The organism is Streptomyces ipomoeae 91-03, assembly GCF_000317595.1.
GTDB classification, from domain to species: domain Bacteria; phylum Actinomycetota; class Actinomycetes; order Streptomycetales; family Streptomycetaceae; genus Streptomyces; species Streptomyces ipomoeae.
Window position 1 is genome coordinate 1 of record NZ_AEJC01000426.1, and the last position, 16452, is coordinate 16452.

A 16452-nucleotide genomic window follows, 5' to 3' on the forward strand; every position below is an offset into this window, starting at 1 on the left:
ATGACCGCCCCCGGCGAGTTGCACAGAGTGCTCGGTGCAGCGCCCGATCGCGCCGAGCTCGGCCCGGAGTTCGGGCGTGGCGGCGCCGTTGCGGCGGGCGCAGGCGGCCATGGCCGCGAGGCCGGGCAGAAGGGCCTTCGCCGACCAGCGCAGGGCACGGTGGTCCTGCCGGGTGACACGGGCTCCGAGGTCGCGCGGGTCGGGCAGACCGGGTTTCGGGGCCAGCTCCAACTGCCATGTCAGCGCGGCCACCGCGGCCTGCGCGAGCGTCTCGTCCTCGCGGCTGCTCATGGCCGTACCTTACGAGGCAGACGCCGAAGACGAGGTGCTGTCGGTCGCGGCGTCCGACGGGGCATCCGTCGGGGGCTCGCCCGACGGGGGCGTACCGCCCTCGCCGCCACCACCGCCCCCGGCGCCGGTGTTCTCAGCGTCGGGGTAGATGGCGAGGTCGAGCCCACGGCGGTCTCCGACGACGTACTGCGCACCACCGCGCGCCGCATCGCCGAGCACGCCGCCGCCCACGGTCTCGACACCGTCCACGTCGTCCTGCACGGCGGTGAACCCCTCCTCGCCGGCCGGACCCGACTGCGCAGGGCCGCCGAGGAACTGACCGCCGCGCTGAGCGGCGTGTGCGAGCTGGATCTGCGGATCCACACCAACGCCGTCACCCTCGACGAGCGGTTCTGCGACCTGTTCGCGGAGTTCGGCATCAAGGTCGGCGTCTCGCTGGACGGCGACAAGGCCGCCAACGACCTGCACCGCCGCTACGCCGACGGGCGCAGCAGCCACGACCGGGTCCTGCGCGGCATCGCCCTGCTCAACCGGCCCCGCTACCGCCACCTCTTCGCGGGCATCCTCTGCACCATCGACGTCCGCAACGACCCGGTCGCCGTCTACGACGCGCTCGCCGAACTCCGGCCTCCTCGCGTCGACTTCCTCCTCCCGCACGCCACCTGGGACACACCGCCGCCGCGCCCCTCCGACGACGTCGACGGCACGGCGTACGCCCGCTGGCTGCTCGCCGTCCACGACCGCTGGACCGCGCAGGGCCGCCCCATGGACGTCCGCCTGTTCGACTCCGTCCTGCGCACCCTGCGTGGCGGCAGCAGCCTCACCGAGTCCGTGGGGCTGTCCCCGGCCGACCTCGCCGTGATCGAGACGGACGGGACGTTCGAGCAGGCCGACTCCCTGAAGACCGCGTACGACGGCGCCCCCGCCACCGGCCTCGACGTCTTCACCCACTCCCTGGACGAGGTGGCCTCGCATCCGGGGGTCGTGGCACGGCAGCAGGGGCTCGACGGACTGTCCGACCAGTGCCGTGCCTGTCCCGTCGTGCGGTCCTGCGGCGGTGGGCTCTACGCCCACCGGTACAGAACCGGTGGCGGGTTCCGGAACCCGTCCGTGTACTGCTCCGACCTGTTGCGCCTCATCACCGGGATCGAGGAGCGGGAGATGCCGGGACAGTCGTCAAAGCAGTCGTCAGAGCCGTCGTCAGAACAGTCGCCGGGGCCGTCGTCGGGGCAGTCGTCACAGCCGTCGTCGGGGCAGCGGGCGGGGCAGCGGTCGGCCAGGGTGCCGATCGCCGCGCAGCAGCTCGACGAGCTCGCCGCCGGCCTCGGCTCCACCGCCACCGTGGAGCTGCTGGCCCGCCACCAACTCGCCCTGTCGCGCGAACTGTTGGCCCACGTCTGGCGAAACGCCCCGCACGACACGCTCGGCGAGGCCGCGTGGGGCGCGCTGACCGTGCTGGACGAGGAGGCGCCGGAGGCGGTCGACACGGTGCTGGCCCACCCGTACACGCGCTCCTGGGCCCTGCGGTGTCTGCGGGGCGACGCCGGGGCCGGGGAGGCCGCCGTACGCGGGGTCGCGGAGATCGCCGCGTCCGCCGCGCTGCGGGCCGGGCGCCCGGTCGAGGTCACCGTCCCGGTCGACGACGGGGTGCTGCGGCTGCCGACGCTGGGGGTGCTGGCCGTGGACGACGACGTCGAGCGGGTCGTGGTGGGCGCGGACGCGTGGAAGGGGGCCGATGACCCTGCCTGGCGGCGGCGTCGGGAGTTCGAGCTGCACGGGTGGGCCGTCGCGGTGGAGGACACCGATCCCCTACGGGACTGCCACGGGCACGCGGCGCACCCCCGACTCACCGAGGACGAGGCCGAGGCGTGGCGGGCCGACCTGGCCGCCGCGTGGGCCTGGATCCGTCGCGAACTGCCCGCGTACGCGCCCGGCATCGCCGCCGGGCTGCGGGTCGTGACCCCGCTGTCGCCCTCCGGCTCGGGCGCCGACATCAGCTCGGCGGCGCGGGACGCGTTCGGGGCCGTCGCCATCGCCCGGCCGGCCACGCCGGAGGCGCTCGCGCTGCTGCTGGTGCACGAGTTCCAGCATGTGAAGTTGGGCGCCGTACTGGATCTCGTCGACCTTCACGACCCTGCGTGCGAGCGGTTGTTCTACGCGCCCTGGCGGCCCGATCCCCGGCCGCTGGAGGGGTTGTTGCAGGGGACGTACGCCCATCTCGCCGTCGTCGACTTCTGGCGGGCCCGGTGGCGGGGTGGGGGCGGGTTCGAGGCGGAGGTCCAGTTCTCTCGGTGGCGGGACCAGACGGGGGAGGCGATTGAGACGCTGGCGGGGTCAGGGGCGCTTACCGGGGTCGGGGAGCGGTTCGTGGCCGGGATGCGAGGGGCGTTGGCGGGGGACGAGGTGAGCGCAGAGGCGTTCCAGGCGGCTCGGTGGGTCGCGGAGGAGCATCGGCGGGCTGTGGGGGCGTACGAGAACTGAGCGCCGTAGGGGATCCGTTGTACGGCGGCTGCGGGTCGTATGCGGCTGGTCACGCCACGCAGCGGAGCCGCACATCCATACCGCCCCGCGCCCCTCAAGGGGTCCGGCAGCCACCCGGGGTCAAGTAGTCCACCCTGTTCGTCATATTCCACCTGCCCCTGCCGCCTTCCTACACTGAGGAAAGTCACCGGGCATCGGGGGGCACGGGTGCGAGGACATACGGCCAAGGGTGATGGAAACCCTTATTTCTTCCTGAGTTATGCGCACACCCCGCGGAACGACGCCGGTGACACCGATCCGAACATCTGGGTGAAGAAGCTCTACGACGGGCTGTGCGCGCACATCATGCAGATGACCGACCTGCCGCGTGGCGCGCGGGCCGGGTTCCTGGATCAGGGCATGGCCGTCGGCACCCGGTGGACGGACGAGCTGTCGGAGAACCTGGCGCGCTGCAAGGTGTTCGTGCCGCTGTACTCGCCGCGGTATTTCCTCAGCGAGCAGTGCGGCCGGGAGTGGTGGGCCTTCTCGCAGCGGCAGATCAGTTACTGGGCGCGCGGCGGTCCGTCCCGGGAGCACGCGATCATCCCGGCGTTATGGGTGCCCGTGGAACCCGAGGAACTACCGCTGGCGGCCAAGGAACTGCAGTTCAACCATGTGTCCTTCGGCCAGGACTACGCGGAGGAGGGGTTCTACGGGCTGACCAAGCTCCGTTATCTCCGGGACGAGTACGACCGGGCGGTGTACCAGCTGGCCAAGCAGATCGTGCGGGTGGCCCGGCAGACCGAGCTGCACGAGGGGCAGATCTACGCGGAGTACGAGTCGCTGCCGAGCGCGTTCGGCGCCTCCTGGCATCCGCCGGAGTTCGACATCTCGGTCCTCGCCTGCACCCGCACCGATCTGCCCGCGGGCCGCGAGCCCGGCTACTACGGCCATCTGCCGCGCCACTGGAACCCGTACCACCCGGCGTCGGCCCGGCCGCTGGCCGAACACGCGGCCGATCTCGTGCGCACCATGGACTACAAGGTCAACGTCGGCGACTTCGAGGCGGACGTCGAGCGCATGCTCCATCCCGGACCGCCCCGGGCACCCGGGCTGCTGCTGGTCGACCGGTGGGCGCTGAACTCCGCCCGGGGCAGGGAGCTGTTGGAGCGGCTGGGCGAGGAACAGCGGCCGTGGATCAGCGTGATGATCCCGCGCTGCGAGCACGACATCGGGCCCCCCGAGCGGGAGCGGCGGCTGACGGCGCTCACGGAGCGGGCCCTGGCCTCACGGACGACGGAGGGCAGCGGCCACCGCACCCTCAACGGCGGCATCCGCACCCTGGACGCCTTCGAGAACGAACTGCAGACGGCCGTCAAACAGGCCGTCGCCTCCTACGAGGCACACGCGCGGACCCATCCGCCGGCGGGAGCGGCCCTACCGCAGCCACGGCTGAGGGGACCCGGGTGACCTCGACCGGCGCCCGGGGTCAGCGGGGCGTGCGAGCGGTGGCGTACGGCAGGAGCAGGGCCTTCAGGCTAAGGACGGCAGGCGCATGACGGAGAACCGCAACGGCACGGTGATCACCTTCTACTCGTACAAGGGCGGCACCGGGCGGACCATGACGCTCGCGAACGTGGCGTGGATCCTGGCCGCCAACGGTCACCGTGTCCTCGCCGTCGACTGGGACCTGGAGGCGCCCGGTCTGCACAAGTTCTTCCACCCCTTTCTGAACCCCGCGATGCTGCGGGCGACTCCGGGGCTGAGCAACCTCATCGACGACTACCGGCGACAGGCGTTGCGCGACCTGCCCGACCGGGCGCCGGACTGGCACCGCCGGCACGCCCGGGTCCGGCCGCACGCGCTCAGCCTCGACTGGACGTTCCCCGAGGGCGGCAGCCTGGACTTCCTGTCCGCCGGGCGGCGGCACGACGACTATCCGCTGGTCGGCAACATGGACTGGGACCGCTTCTACGCCAGTTACGGCGGCGGCCAGTTCTTCGAGGCGATGCGCGCCGACATGCGGCGCCACTACGACTACACCCTCATCGACAGCCGTACCGGCCTCAGCGACCTCGCGGACATCTGCACCGTGCAGATGCCGAACACCCTGGTCGTCTGCTACACCCTCAGCGGCCAGAGCATCGAGGGCGCCGCCGCCGTCGCCCAGGACATCAGGGAGCGGTTCGCCCACAAGGGCATCCGCATCCTGCCGCTCGCCATGCGCATCGACCTCGGCGAGAAGGACAAGCTCGACGCGGGGCGCGCGTTGGCCAAGGAGCGCTTCGACGGGCTGCCGACCGGCCTGGACGCCGAGCGGCGGGCCGACTACTGGGCGTCGATGGAAGTCCTCTACCAGCCGTACTACGCCTACGAGGAGATCCTGGCGGCCTTCGGCGACCCACCGAAGACGGCCAACTCCATGCTGAGCGCCTGTGAGCGGATCACCTCCGTGATCACCGAGGGGAGGGTCACCGGGCTGCCCTCGATCGGCGAGGAGAAACGGGCCCGGTACAAGGCCGCGTACACCCGGCGGCGCCCGCTGCCGGTCTCCCGGCTGGTGCTCTACCACGTCTCCGAGGACCGGATGTGGGTGGACTGGCTGGAGGCGGTGCTGCGGGGCGCCGGGTTCGAGGTCGTGCCCATGGACGTCCGGGCACTGCCGCAGGACGTCGACTCCATACCCCGGTACGACGCTGAGGACGGCGCCGGGGGCGAGGAGTCGGCCGACAGCTCCGAGCGGCTGCTCGCCGTGGCCTCCCCCGCCTTCCTCAACTCCCGGCGGGCCCGCCGCGCCTGGGACGACGCCGTACGCGCGGGCGGGCGCAAGCCGCGCAACCGGCCGGTGGCGGTGCGCGTCGACGACGTCCGGCTCAGCCTGCCGCAGTCCGGCCGGGGCGCGATCGACCTGAGCCGGCTGGACGAGGAGCGGGCGTACACCGCGCTGCTGACCGGCCTCGACCACCCGGATGTGCCCCCCGCGCCGCCGGGCGACGGGGCCCGCTTCCCCAACACCGGGACCCGGATCTCCAACGTGCAGCCCCGCTACCCGTGGTTCACCGGCCGCTCCCCGATCCTGGACCGGCTGCGCGAGCGTCTGGTCAGCGGCCGTGCCGGGCAGCGGCTGCCGCAGGTCCTGCACGGCCTGGGCGGGGTGGGCAAGTCCCAGCTGGCCCGTGAGTACGCGCACCGGTTCAAGGCCGACTACGACCTGGTGTGGTGGATCGACGCCGAGCAGCCCGACCTGGTCCTGCCGAAGGTGGCCGCGCTCGCCCAGGAGCTGGACCTGCCCGTCGGCGACGACGTCGCGGAGGCGGCCGAGGCGGCCATGACCGCCCTCAGGCACGGGGACCCGTGCGAGCGCTGGCTGCTGATCTTCGACAACGTCCCCGACCTGGACAAGGCGATCCATCTCTTCCCCGGGCACACCGCGCCCCTGCCCGACCACGTCTACGGCCACATCCTGGTCACCACCCGGGCCCGGCCCGCCTCGACGCTGGTCCAGTCGCTGGAGATGGAGGTCTTCACCCGCGAGGAGAGCGTGGAGCACCTGTGCCGCCGGGTGCCGGGGCTGCGGGAGGACGACGCCGACCGGGTCGCCGACGCGCTGGGCGACCTGCCGCTCGCCGTGGAGGTCGCGGCGGCCTGGCTGGAGGCGACGGCCACCCCGGTGCACGAGTACATCGAGCAGCTGCGGGAGCAGTCCACCCGGGTGCTGTCGGTGCAGGAGGCCGTCGACGCGGTCGAGTACCCGTCCTCCGTCGGCGCCACCTGGAACATCTCCATCGCCCGGCTGCGCGAGGAGTCCCCGGCCGCCGCCCGGCTCCTCGAACTGTGCGCCTTCTTCGCCGCCGAGCCCATCTCGATGTCCCTGATCAGCAGCGACGCCATGATCGAGGCCCTGCTGCCGTACGACCGTGACCTGCGCGCCCGCTACATGCTCGGCCGCGTCACCCAGGCCCTGAACCGCTTCGCCCTCGCCAAGGTCGACTCCGCCGACAACTCCATCCAGGTGCACCGGCTGGTGCAGGCGGCGGTGCGCGACGGTCTGGACGATCAGCAGTACATGAAGACCATGCACGAGGTGCACCAGATCCTCGCCGCCGCCCGGCCCAGCGAGGGCGCCGTGGACGATCCCGCGCAGTGGCACGCGCTGGAGGTCATCTGGCCGCATCTGACGCCGTCGAACATCCGGGAGTGCCCTCAGGAGGGGCCGCGCGAGCTGATGGTCGACCGTGTGCGCTACCTGGGCAAACGCGGCGAACTGCACGCCGCGCGGACCCTGGCCACCCAGCTGGACGAGCTGTGGACCAACGCGCTGGGGGACCGGGACGACGAGCAGATCCTCAACCTGCGCTTCCAGTTGGCGAACGTGCTGCGCGCCCAGGGCGACTATCAGGCCGCTGTCGCCATGGACGAGAGCACCCGTGACGGCCGGCGTCGGCTGTTCGGCGAGGGCCATCCGAGCATCCTCATCGCCTCGGGCAGCGTCGCCGCCGACTACCGGGCGCTGGGCCGCTTCAAGGAGGCCCTGGAGCTCGACACCCGGATCCACCAGGGCTTCGCGGAGGTCTTCGGCGAGGACCATCCGCGTACGCTGTTCGCCGCCAACAACCTCGCCATCGACCTCCGGCTGGCCGGTGACAGCGAGGCCGCCCGCAGGCTCGACGAGGACACGGTCCGCCGCCGCACCGCCCTGCTGGGCCCGACGCATCCGTACACCCTGGCCACCAAGGCGCTCCACGCGCGCGACCTGCGTGATCTCGGCGACTACCGGACCTCCGCCGAGCTGCTGCGCGAGGTACGCGAAGGGTTCGAGCAGGTATTCAACCCGGGGGTGCCGGAGGTGCTGCAGGCCGACAAGAGCCTCGCGGTCTCCCTGCGCAAGGCGGGCCGTACCGCCGAGGCGCTGCGGATCACCGAGGAGACCTGGCAGACGTACGCCCGCTTCCACGACCGTTACGGCAGCACCATCCCCGAGGTCCTGGCCTGCGGTCTCAATCTCGCCGCGGACTACTTCGCCACGGACCTGGAGAACGGGGCCGCGCGGGCGGTGCGGCAGGTCGAGGAGGTGCTGGGCGGATACCGGGACTCGTTCGGCACCGAGCACCCGTTCACCATGTACTGCCTCAACAACCTCGCCATGTACAGCCGGGCCCTGGGTGACGCCGAGAAGGCGGCCGAGTTGAGCGGGCAGGCCCGCGACGCCCTCGCCGCGTCCCTCGGGGACGACCACCCGGCCGTTCAGTCCGCCGGGCTCAACCTGGCCAACGCCTGCGCCGACCTCGGCGACCACGACCGGGCCGAGCACTGGGAACGGCAGGCCGTGGAGAGCCTGCGCCGGCGCTTCGGCGCGGACCACCCCGATGTGCTGGTCGGCACGGCCAACCTCGCGATCACCTTGCGGGACACCGGCCGCCAGGAGGAGTCCGTACGCCTCCAGGGCGAGGCCGCGACCCGTCTCTCCCAACTGCTGGGCAGCGCCCACTCGGTCACGGCCTCGGTACGGGGCTGGCGCCGGGTCGGGCGGGATCTGGAACCGCATCAGATCTGACGGGATCTGGAGCCGCACCTGATGTGGATCCGGCGCCGGGTACCGGGGTTGCGTTCAGGCCGCGTGGACGTTGTGGCCGGGTGGTGGCGAGGCCTGCCGCGACGAGGGCGGGCCGGCGTGGGAGGGCACGGCGTTGGTGGCAGGCGTGGGCGGGCACGGCGTCGGTGGCAGGTGTGGGCGGCAGGGCGTGGGTGGCAGGGCGTCGGTGGCAGGTGTGGGCGGCAGAGCGTGGGCGCTATACCGCCACGAGCGGTGCGTCCTCTCTCCACTTGAGGATCAAATGAAGCGGGGCGGGGGCCGACCTGAGGGTTCATCGCGAAAGCGCTGCGGACCAGGGAAAACTACGCTCGGTGGTTCTCACTGGTCCGCAGTGCTTTCCGTTGCGCTGTGCCCTGGATGTGCCCCGATCCATTGCCTCCTCGCAACTCTGAGACTGCCCCGGAGGGCACTGCGCCGAAGATATTTTGAGGCTGCTTGGATATGCGCTGGTTCGCCATGAGGAGGGGATTGGCATGGGACTCAACATCGAGATCACTTGGGATGGGCCGGTCACGATCGGCCTGCTTGAGCAGTTCATCAGCCAGGCAAAGGCAGCTGGAGCCACGTCCGACACGACCGTTGAAGAGATCACTCACGAGCAGGATCCCGAGATCACTCTGGGGTGGCGCGTCCCAGCGACTGGCGCAGTGGGACCTCCGCGTGAAGTAGTCATGCCTCACCGATTGATGTGGAACATCCACAGCATGCTTGACCAGATCGGCAGCGGAGACGGAGACGTCCGAGGGCTTCAAGCTGAGATCAACGACCTCGACAGCGGTCTCTGGGAAGCGTTGATGAAGCATGTTGGCCAGTGAGCCACGTCACCGACGACCCGGCGGACGAGAGGTGTCGCTCCAAAAGGGATTCGGGTCATGGCCCAGGAGATGTGCTGTGCGCAGGCGGCGACGGGCGCCTGTAAGGCGGTGCACCGGCGGCCAGCCATAGTGCTGCGGGTCCGGGCGGATGACACCTTGCATCGGGTAGATCGCGCGGTAGTAGGGCAGGGTGTCGGTGAAGAAAAGCACGCCGGGCGTTGAGAGGTTGACACCGGTGAGGGTTCTCTCGATGAGGTAGTAGTCGAAGATCCTCTCCAGCGAAGCGACCGTTGCCGTGTCCAGCAGCGAAGACTCCACACCGCCCGGGCCAGCGGCGTAAAGCTGGGCCAAGACATACCAGCACTGCTGTGGCATGGGATTGGTCAGGTACTGCTCCAGCAGTTCGGGGCCCCGATCTTGGGCTTCCGTGATCTCCTGTCGCAGGTTGATCACTTCGGCCTCGTAGTGGGGAGTCCACCTGCTGCTAGCCGTCGTGTAGTCGAGCCGCACCTGAGCCTGTGCTTGCTGTGCGGCGAGCTGCCGTAGGTCCATCAGGTAAATGTTCATGAGCTGACTCACTGCGGCTGGCCGGGCCCTGTACAGCATCGCCAGCAACTGCGCCTCGGGGGAGGTGTCCTCCACGGGGACGAAAGGACCCCGGCTTACCGCCCGCTCGGTAACGTCGCCCAGCAGACGGCTGGCGGCCCGCCGACGCTTCTGTACGGCTGGTATCTCGTGAAGTGCTTTCCGTAGCCTGGAGTAGTCGGCACGGAGCACGTCGGCCAGATCCCAGAGCACTCCTGGGCGGCGCTTAGGTAGAACACCGTCACGCTCGATACGCCGGTAAGTGTTCACCGCGAGCCCCAGACGAGCGGCGAGGTCCTTCATCGTCAGCCCGGATGCCACACGCAAATCGGACAGCTTGGCTCCTTCACGCAGCAAGGTGGTCGCTGGCACCCTGAGCGCCGAGGCCAGTTGCGCCAAGCGCTGGGGGGAGGGACTACTCCGGCCGTGCTCGTAGCTGAGGACCAGGGCCTTGGAGGTGCCGACCCTGCGTGCCAGACACGACGCCGTCAGAACGTGTGAATGTTCTTCACATTTCGCACTCAAGCGGGCGGCTCGCAGGGCCGCACCGTCGAAGCCCGTGACACCCCGTGTCATGGCCATCCTTGACTGTCGCTGGAACTGTTAAAGCGCAACGTGATGTACGCGTAACGCGTGATATCACGGCCGAAGTGTACGCGGAACCCGGCGTTAGGTACTGTTGAGCATCAAAAGATGGTTGGCAGAAGGCCGTGGAGTCCCCATGCTGGGGACCACGACTTGCAGGATCGCAACCCGAGGGGACTCAGGTTTGGGGGTTGCGCAGTCCGTCAAGCTAAAAACCAAGATGCCGCATGCCCTCCCCAGCCACGGTTTGAGCACACGGCACCTTGTCGTCCGACCGTAGAAGGCGGTCTCGGCTGTTAGCGCAGCCGGGACCGTTTTCGTTACTGCCAGAGCTTCTCGAACAATGCGCGAAGCGCGGCTGTGAGAGCCGCGCCAAGCAGCAGTTCGACAAACCGCCGGCGGAACGTCTTCTTGTCGGGGTCCTTCTCGCCCTTCGACGAGTCGGGGACCGACATGGCCGTCCTCCTTTCCCGGGTTCGGTCGACCCGATCGGAGCCGATCGGCCCCTTGACGGGAAGGAGGTGGGCACCATCCTAGCGGCTACCACGACAGCCCATTGCTCCACACGGGTGGGGGCGCTTTTCTACGCGCGCAGACCCTCTCTGACAACGAAATCAGCTGTGTGTTGGACTACCTGAGGGGCTCTCAGCCGGTCGGAGCCTCACCTGACAAACAGACAGGGGTAGTCGGGAAATGGGCCACTACTGCCTCTGTTAGACAAGGCGTCAGTCATAACCGAAGGCTCCGTGAAGCCCTCTGGCTCCCGATAAGTCGCTTGATTGCCAGGAGGAATCGCGTGTACCGGACGAGGGGCACGGGTCACGGTACGGGTGTGGCTAACGGAGAACCGGGTTCCGCACTCGTCGTAACTGTCCGCCCGGTGCCTGCGCAGTCTCCCCGACACCCCGTTCCTAGAGATCAATTTCCCAGGATCGACTCCCGGGTAGCTCGTGCCCAGATGGCCTGTTGGCGGGTGGTGAAGCCCATCCGGTTCCAGTGGAAGAGGATGTGCCGGGCCAGGATGCCGCGTAGGCCGAGGTGAAGGTTGCCCGTGCGTGCTGCGTCTACGAGGGCTTGGCCGGAGCGCTCCACGCCGGTCACCCAGTACCCGAGCGGCGTGAGTGGGCCGTCGGTGAGTGCGGGGCCGGCGTCGAGCGTCAAGAGTCTCTGTACCGGGGCCACCATGGTGCTGACCTGGTCGGGGTCTACGTCTGGGGGCAGTGGGCGTCGTGTTTCGACCTGTCCCCATACGTCTCCCTGTTCGCCCCACTCCAGCCCGGCGGCACGCAGCAGCAGAGTGGTGACGAGGAGGGAGGTCTCTTTAGGGCCGGGGAGCCCGCTGGTGCTGTCGGTCTGGTGCTGGTGGTAGTCGAGGATTCCGACGCTGTCGGTGTGGAACAGGGTGTGGGTGAGCGTCATGCCGTACGGGCCGCCGAAGGCGATGGTTTCCGGCTCGTACAGGAAGGGCCACCACCGCTTGGCGACGCCCCAGGACAGGGCCCTGTCGAGTACTTCAGTGAGGTGCGCGACGGCGTCCTCCATCCGTGTACCCGGGCCCGGCTGGACGCGTAGACGCCAGCAGGGGTACTTGCGCACGAACCACCATGCTCCGATCGGCCCGGTGCGCAAGGCGGGCAGGAGATAGGCGCGGAAGGTTCGTTCCGCCGTGGGGTAGTCGGTGAACTTGATGTTCACCTGGTGCCAGCCGCTGAGTTGGGGGTCGAGTGCCGACCGGCCAGCGTCGCGGTAGCGCTCGGTGGCCTCGGCAAGATGTTCGGGCGACGTCTGCGCTCGGGCGGCGGCTTCCGTGAGCGGGGTGCCGGTGAGGACGGCCAGGATGGCCTGCTCGATGCTGCTGCTGTCGGGCAGGTTCATCCCGATCCCTTTCGGTGGCACGTCAGATGAGGAGAAGGCAGGCGTCCCAGTCGCTGGCTGGGAGGGTGCCTTCTTGGATGTTCTGGAAGGCGAGGGTCGCGCCGACCGAGCCGTTGAGGAAGCCGGTCTCGGTTGGGGGTTCGGTGGTGAGGAAGCGTTCGGTGAGCTGTGGCAGGTGGTGGATGAAGGCTCGTGGTTCGTCAGCGTCCTGGGTGACGCGTTGGAGGACGCGGAGTAGGCCGCCGAGGCCGTGGCACAGGCCGCGGTTGGTGAGTTGGTTGAGCTGGGTGGGGTCGGCCAGGCAGTAGAGGAGTGCTCGTTCGGCCATGCGTTTGCGGTCGGGGTCGTTCAGGGCGAGGGCGGCGAGTTGTTGGGCGCGGGCCAGGCCGGGGGTGCCGTAGCACCAGGAGGGGGCGGCCAGGTGTGGGGGCGCGGTGGTGGTGTCGGTGATCCAGCGTGGCCAGCGGGTGCCTCGGTGGTCGTTCACTCGTATCTGGTCCAGCCAGCGGCAGATCCGCAGCATCGCCTTCTCGTGGCCGGGCACGGTGATACCGCGGAGTTTGGCGAGTGCGAGGAGGGCGAGCGGGCCGGTGATGCCGTGGGCGAGGCCGGCGTTGGCGTGGCCGCCGGGGGTGGGAGCGCTGAGGTTGACGGGGCTGTGGCTCACCCACCAGCCCAGGCGGGTTCGCCCGTCGGCGGTGGGGAGCGGCTTGGCCAGGCGCACCAGGTACTCCAGTACGCCCTTCAGTTCGTCGGATTCGCGGGCGCGGCGTAGGAGGAGGGCGCCGAGGCCGGTCAGGCCGCGCAGGAGGTCGTACTCGGCGAAGGTGGTCGGTTCGCCGCAGTCGATGCGGGCGTGTGCTGCTGCCAGCCGGCGTCGGATGTGGGCGGCGACGATTCGGTCGAGAGTCTGCAGGGCGCCGGTATACCGGTCGCTGTCGACGTCGGCGGCCCAGTGCAGGACGTAGGCCATCGCGGGCGCGCCGAGGAACAGGCCGGTTTCGTTGCCGTCCAGGAGCGGGCCGATGTCGGTGAGTTGCTGATGGGCGGTCTCCCAGGAGCCGGTGCCCTGGCGAGCGCGTTCGACGTGGAGCAGGGCGATGCCGAGGGAGCCTCGGGCGAGGGACTGCCGGAGGGCGGCGTCCGTGTTCGGGGCGGGTGGAGCGGTGGTCACCGCAGGGCTCCTTCTTCTCTTGCGGTCCAGGAAAGGGCGGCGGCGCGGGCCAGGCGGCGGCAGATGGCTTCGCTGTCGGGGTCGATGCCGGCGGCCCGGTTGTGGTGCATGTGCAGGACGGACGGCAGAACCGCGGCATGGTCGGCACCGTGGGCTTCGAGAGCCTGGCGGTAGGCAGCCAGGGCGGTGCGGCGCCGTGCCCACGTCGTGACGAGGTGCTCACCGTTGGGCAAGGCTCGCAGGGCCGCATGGTCGGGGCCTGGGGCTGAGAGGTGGATGGCTGCGGAGAGTACGTCGCGGGTGGTGGCTTCGCCGTCGTTCTTCAGGAGATTCGTCGTCAGCCATGCCCGTCCGTCCGCGGGGGAGCCGAGGAAGGCGTCGGCGATGTCGACGAAGCTGGCGGCGGTGACAGCGGGTCGGAGGCTGTCGTGGATGGGAAGGGCCATCTGCGCGAGGGTGGCGGCGGAGTCTGCGGCGAAGACCTGTTCGGCTGCGGTGAGCGCGTGGCCGGTGCCGTAGCGGCCGGTCTCCGGCTCGTCGGTGTCCCACTGGATACATTGGAGCAGGCCCTCCGCGCGCAGCTCACCTGCCCAGGCGGCGACTTGCCGCGCCACCTCACCGAAGGCGTTCGGGTTCGGGAGGCGGAGCCGTAGCCGGAGGTGGCTGTCGGGGTCGTTGTAGCGGGTGAACCACCACGTCAGTGCGTCGGCGTCCCCGTCGTGGAGCAGGCGCGGGAGGTGCGCGGTCAGCAGTTCGGGTGCCCGGTCGGCGTTGCCGTACAGCTTCAGGTACGCCCAATCACCGGCGCCGGGCAGACGGGCGGCATTCCGGCTGATGACCGTCGCCGTGCGGTGGGCGGGGGCTGGAGCAGGGGGTTGGTCGGAGGCGAAGGACGCGGTGATCTGGTGAGCGTGGCCCAGCCAGCCGAATGCTGTCTCGCCGGGTGCTTCGTGGACCGCTACGGCTCCGTGGCGGTCCAGTTCGCTACGGAGGAGTTGTTGGTGGGCGGTGATGTCGAGGTCGAGGCGGAGCTGTTGGTCGTTGCCGCCGATGTACACGGTGCGGGGTACGCCGTAACGGATGCGCCAGTCGGTGAAACGGAACATCCAGTCGCGGCCGTTGTCGGGGAGGTCGTGGGCGTTCAGTCGCCAGCAGGCGGTGGACAGGATGGTGCGGCCGACGCGGACTTCAGGCAGGAACGGCAACCGGGCCGCCGCGCCCCAGGCGAAGGGGGTGAGGATGGCGGTGTGGGAGCGGTGCAGCTCGCTGACGAAGCGGACCAGTGGGTGGGTGGCGTTGCTGAGTTCCACGGCGTTCATGACCGAGGGCTCGACGAGTCGGCCGGTGGAGAGGGAGACCAGGTAGAGGCGCTGGGAGTCGGCTACGACGCCGAGGTCGTCCAGGTCGAGGGTGGCGTCGGGGTTGTGCTCGCTGACCGAGAGAACATGCGGTACGACGGCTGGAGCGCGGCCGACGTTGCGGGTCGGAAGCTTCAACGGAGGGCTGGACACCTGTCCCCGTACGGCGTCGGCGGTCAGCGTGGGCAGGGCGGCGTACGCGGTGGTCATCCGGTCACGGTCGGGCTGGTCCAGCATGGTCAGGAAGCGGCCCGCTGTGGTGCCGGCCGCGAGAGACAGCCCGGCGGTGACCAGTTCAAACTGGCCTTGCTCCAGGTCCTTCAGTGAAGCGGACAGGACGGTGAAGCACAGTTCGACGTGCGCGGGTACCTGGGCTGGCTCCCCCAACGACATGGCCTCGATGTCCTGCTCGGTCAGGACGACTTCGCGCTGATCGTTGAGGGCCGCCGACTGAGCGAGGGCGAGTAGGTGTTCGTCGCGGCGAGTGGTGGCCAGTACGGGTCGCTTCAGGACCGTGCCGCGGTAGCCGACGGGGAAGCCGAGGCCGGTGTCCGGATCGGTGAGGTCGCGCAAGGGGACCATCGCGCCCATGCTGTAGCGCTCCAGGAACCGTGTGCGGTAGTCCTGCCATGCCGGAGAGCCGTTCGGGTACGGCGAGATGCGGGAGATGACCTCCAAGGCACGCTCCGCCTCCCGCGTGACGGCAGCGGGCAGGACGATGTCGCAGTCGGGCCGCACGTTCACCACCAGGGTGTGGGTGGTGGTGTCGGCGAGGGAAGCCATCCGTGTGGTCGCCTGCGCCCGTAGGGGCTGCTGTTCGTCGTGGTGAGCTGCGTCGTGGAGGGCGAGGAGCTGGTGGATCTCGCGTAGTTCGGTGGTCGTCGAGGCACTGCATGGTGCAGCGCCCGCTCCTGTGGCATGGAGTTGCGATACGAGGTGTCCGAGGGCGTCGTCGCACGTCATGGGGGCATGGAGGCTGGTCAGCAGGACGCGGTGGGCGACGAGGCTGGACACCATGTCCTCGATCACCGTGGCCGGGGTTTCCGGGTACTCCCCATGGAGTTTGGCCACGATGTCGCCGGCCGTGATCGGGGTGCGAGCCAGGGCGAGTACGGTTTCCACGGCTGGGGTGCGCCGCAGTGCCGTGTCGGTGGGGCCATGTGTGCCCGGCTGGTGCGGGACGGTGATTCGGGTGCCTCGGACAGTGCACGTGGGATTGACCACGACGGGCAGGCGCGGCAACACCTCGCGGTGAGCCTCCAGGGTGGTGATGACTTCGTCCAACCACTCGGCGTCGGCCCGTGCGAAGGCACGATGCTCGGTGCGCCACGCCACCGCCGCCGTATGGCCTTCGATGCGTACGGGCGCGACCCCGGCGAACAGCCCGAACGGGGTTGGGCGGTGCCGCATGCGCAGGAGGTAGCGGGCCAGCGAGGCTGTGGTGCGCCGCACGGCGCGCGGCTGTGGCCGGTCAGCGGTGAGCACCGCGCGGACGGCGGCGGCGAGGAGCGGCGCGGCGAACTCGATGGCGGCGGCCCGGGTGTCGTCCGCCCAGACGTGGTTGATCCACTCGCGTCGGCGTTCGACGTCATCGGGGGCGTCGCTGTTCAAGTCGGGCCAGGGAGGCAGAGGAGCCGTCAGCGGGAAGACGGATGCGCGGATCAGGCTCGCGTCGACTGCGTGGTACATGGCTGTGCCTCCTTCTTCGTTGTGGTG

General features: G+C 69.8%; 10 protein-coding genes. 4 read left to right on the forward strand and 6 right to left on the reverse strand.

The features are described 5' to 3' along the window. A partial coding sequence (locus tag STRIP9103_RS28315) for a triphosphoribosyl-dephospho-CoA synthase (protein ID WP_048821137.1) occupies nt 1-291 on the reverse strand: 291 nt, incomplete at its 3' end. 207 nt (nt 292-498) lie between these two features. Here STRIP9103_RS28315 and STRIP9103_RS28320 point away from each other — a divergent pair. From STRIP9103_RS28320 to STRIP9103_RS28335, 4 genes are all read left to right on the forward strand, one after another. Then, the gene (locus STRIP9103_RS28320; RefSeq protein ID WP_234022323.1) at nt 499-2772 is read left to right on the forward strand and encodes an FxsB family cyclophane-forming radical SAM/SPASM peptide maturase; all 2274 of its coding nucleotides are present in this window, start codon (nt 499-501) and stop codon (nt 2770-2772) included. A gap of 207 nt (nt 2773-2979) precedes the next feature. Next, the gene (locus STRIP9103_RS28325; RefSeq protein ID WP_009326098.1) at nt 2980-4221 is read left to right on the forward strand and encodes a TIR-like protein FxsC; all 1242 of its coding nucleotides are present in this window, start codon (nt 2980-2982) and stop codon (nt 4219-4221) included. A gap of 85 nt (nt 4222-4306) precedes the next feature. Further along, nucleotides 4307-8305, forward strand: a complete 3999-nt coding sequence (fxsT, locus tag STRIP9103_RS28330; RefSeq protein ID WP_009326101.1) for an FxSxx-COOH system tetratricopeptide repeat protein — start codon at nt 4307-4309, stop codon at nt 8303-8305. A 512-nt stretch (nt 8306-8817) separates the two neighbouring features. Further along, nucleotides 8818-9159: a hypothetical protein gene (locus tag STRIP9103_RS28335; RefSeq protein WP_009326100.1), complete on the forward strand. Its 342-nt coding sequence runs from the start codon at nt 8818-8820 to the stop codon at nt 9157-9159. A 6-nt stretch (nt 9160-9165) separates the two neighbouring features. Here STRIP9103_RS28335 and STRIP9103_RS28340 read toward each other — a convergent pair whose 3' ends face one another. The 5 genes from STRIP9103_RS28340 to STRIP9103_RS28355 all read right to left on the reverse strand — a co-directional run bounded on the left by STRIP9103_RS28340 (nt 9166) and on the right by STRIP9103_RS28355 (nt 16425). Next, on the reverse strand, nt 9166-10326 hold the full coding sequence (locus STRIP9103_RS28340) for a helix-turn-helix domain-containing protein (protein WP_078614072.1): 1161 nt from the start codon (nt 10324-10326) through the stop codon (nt 9166-9168). A 323-nt stretch (nt 10327-10649) separates the two neighbouring features. Then, on the reverse strand, nt 10650-10784 hold the full coding sequence (locus tag STRIP9103_RS52865) for a hypothetical protein (RefSeq protein WP_009326104.1): 135 nt from the start codon (nt 10782-10784) through the stop codon (nt 10650-10652). A gap of 463 nt (nt 10785-11247) precedes the next feature. After that, nucleotides 11248-12204, reverse strand: coding sequence for a thiopeptide-type bacteriocin biosynthesis protein (locus tag STRIP9103_RS47160; RefSeq protein WP_009326099.1), 957 nt, complete (start codon nt 12202-12204; stop codon nt 11248-11250). Between the two features lie 22 nt (nt 12205-12226). Next, nucleotides 12227-13378, reverse strand: a complete 1152-nt coding sequence (locus STRIP9103_RS28350) for a lanthionine synthetase LanC family protein (RefSeq protein WP_009326102.1) — start codon at nt 13376-13378, stop codon at nt 12227-12229. Next, a complete protein-coding gene (locus STRIP9103_RS28355; protein ID WP_063747325.1) occupies nt 13375-16425 on the reverse strand; it encodes a lantibiotic dehydratase in 3051 nt (1016 codons plus the stop codon). Before STRIP9103_RS28355 ends, STRIP9103_RS28350 begins: the two co-directional genes overlap by 4 nt. Between the last annotated feature and the right edge of the window lie 27 nt (nt 16426-16452).

Excerpts from the sequence above, each read along its gene's own strand:
- STRIP9103_RS47160 (WP_009326099.1), bottom strand. The coding sequence starts at position 12,204 with ATGAACCTGCCCGACAGCAGCAGCATCGAGCAGGCCATCCTGGCCGTC.
- STRIP9103_RS28335 (WP_009326100.1), top strand. The coding sequence starts at position 8,818 with ATGGGACTCAACATCGAGATCACTTGGGATGGGCCGGTCACGATCGGC.
- fxsT (WP_009326101.1), top strand. The coding sequence starts at position 4,307 with ATGACGGAGAACCGCAACGGCACGGTGATCACCTTCTACTCGTACAAG.
- STRIP9103_RS28340 (WP_078614072.1), bottom strand. The coding sequence starts at position 10,326 with ATGGCCATGACACGGGGTGTCACGGGCTTCGACGGTGCGGCCCTGCGA.
- STRIP9103_RS28355 (WP_063747325.1), bottom strand. The coding sequence starts at position 16,425 with ATGTACCACGCAGTCGACGCGAGCCTGATCCGCGCATCCGTCTTCCCG.
- STRIP9103_RS52865 (WP_009326104.1), bottom strand. The coding sequence starts at position 10,784 with ATGTCGGTCCCCGACTCGTCGAAGGGCGAGAAGGACCCCGACAAGAAG.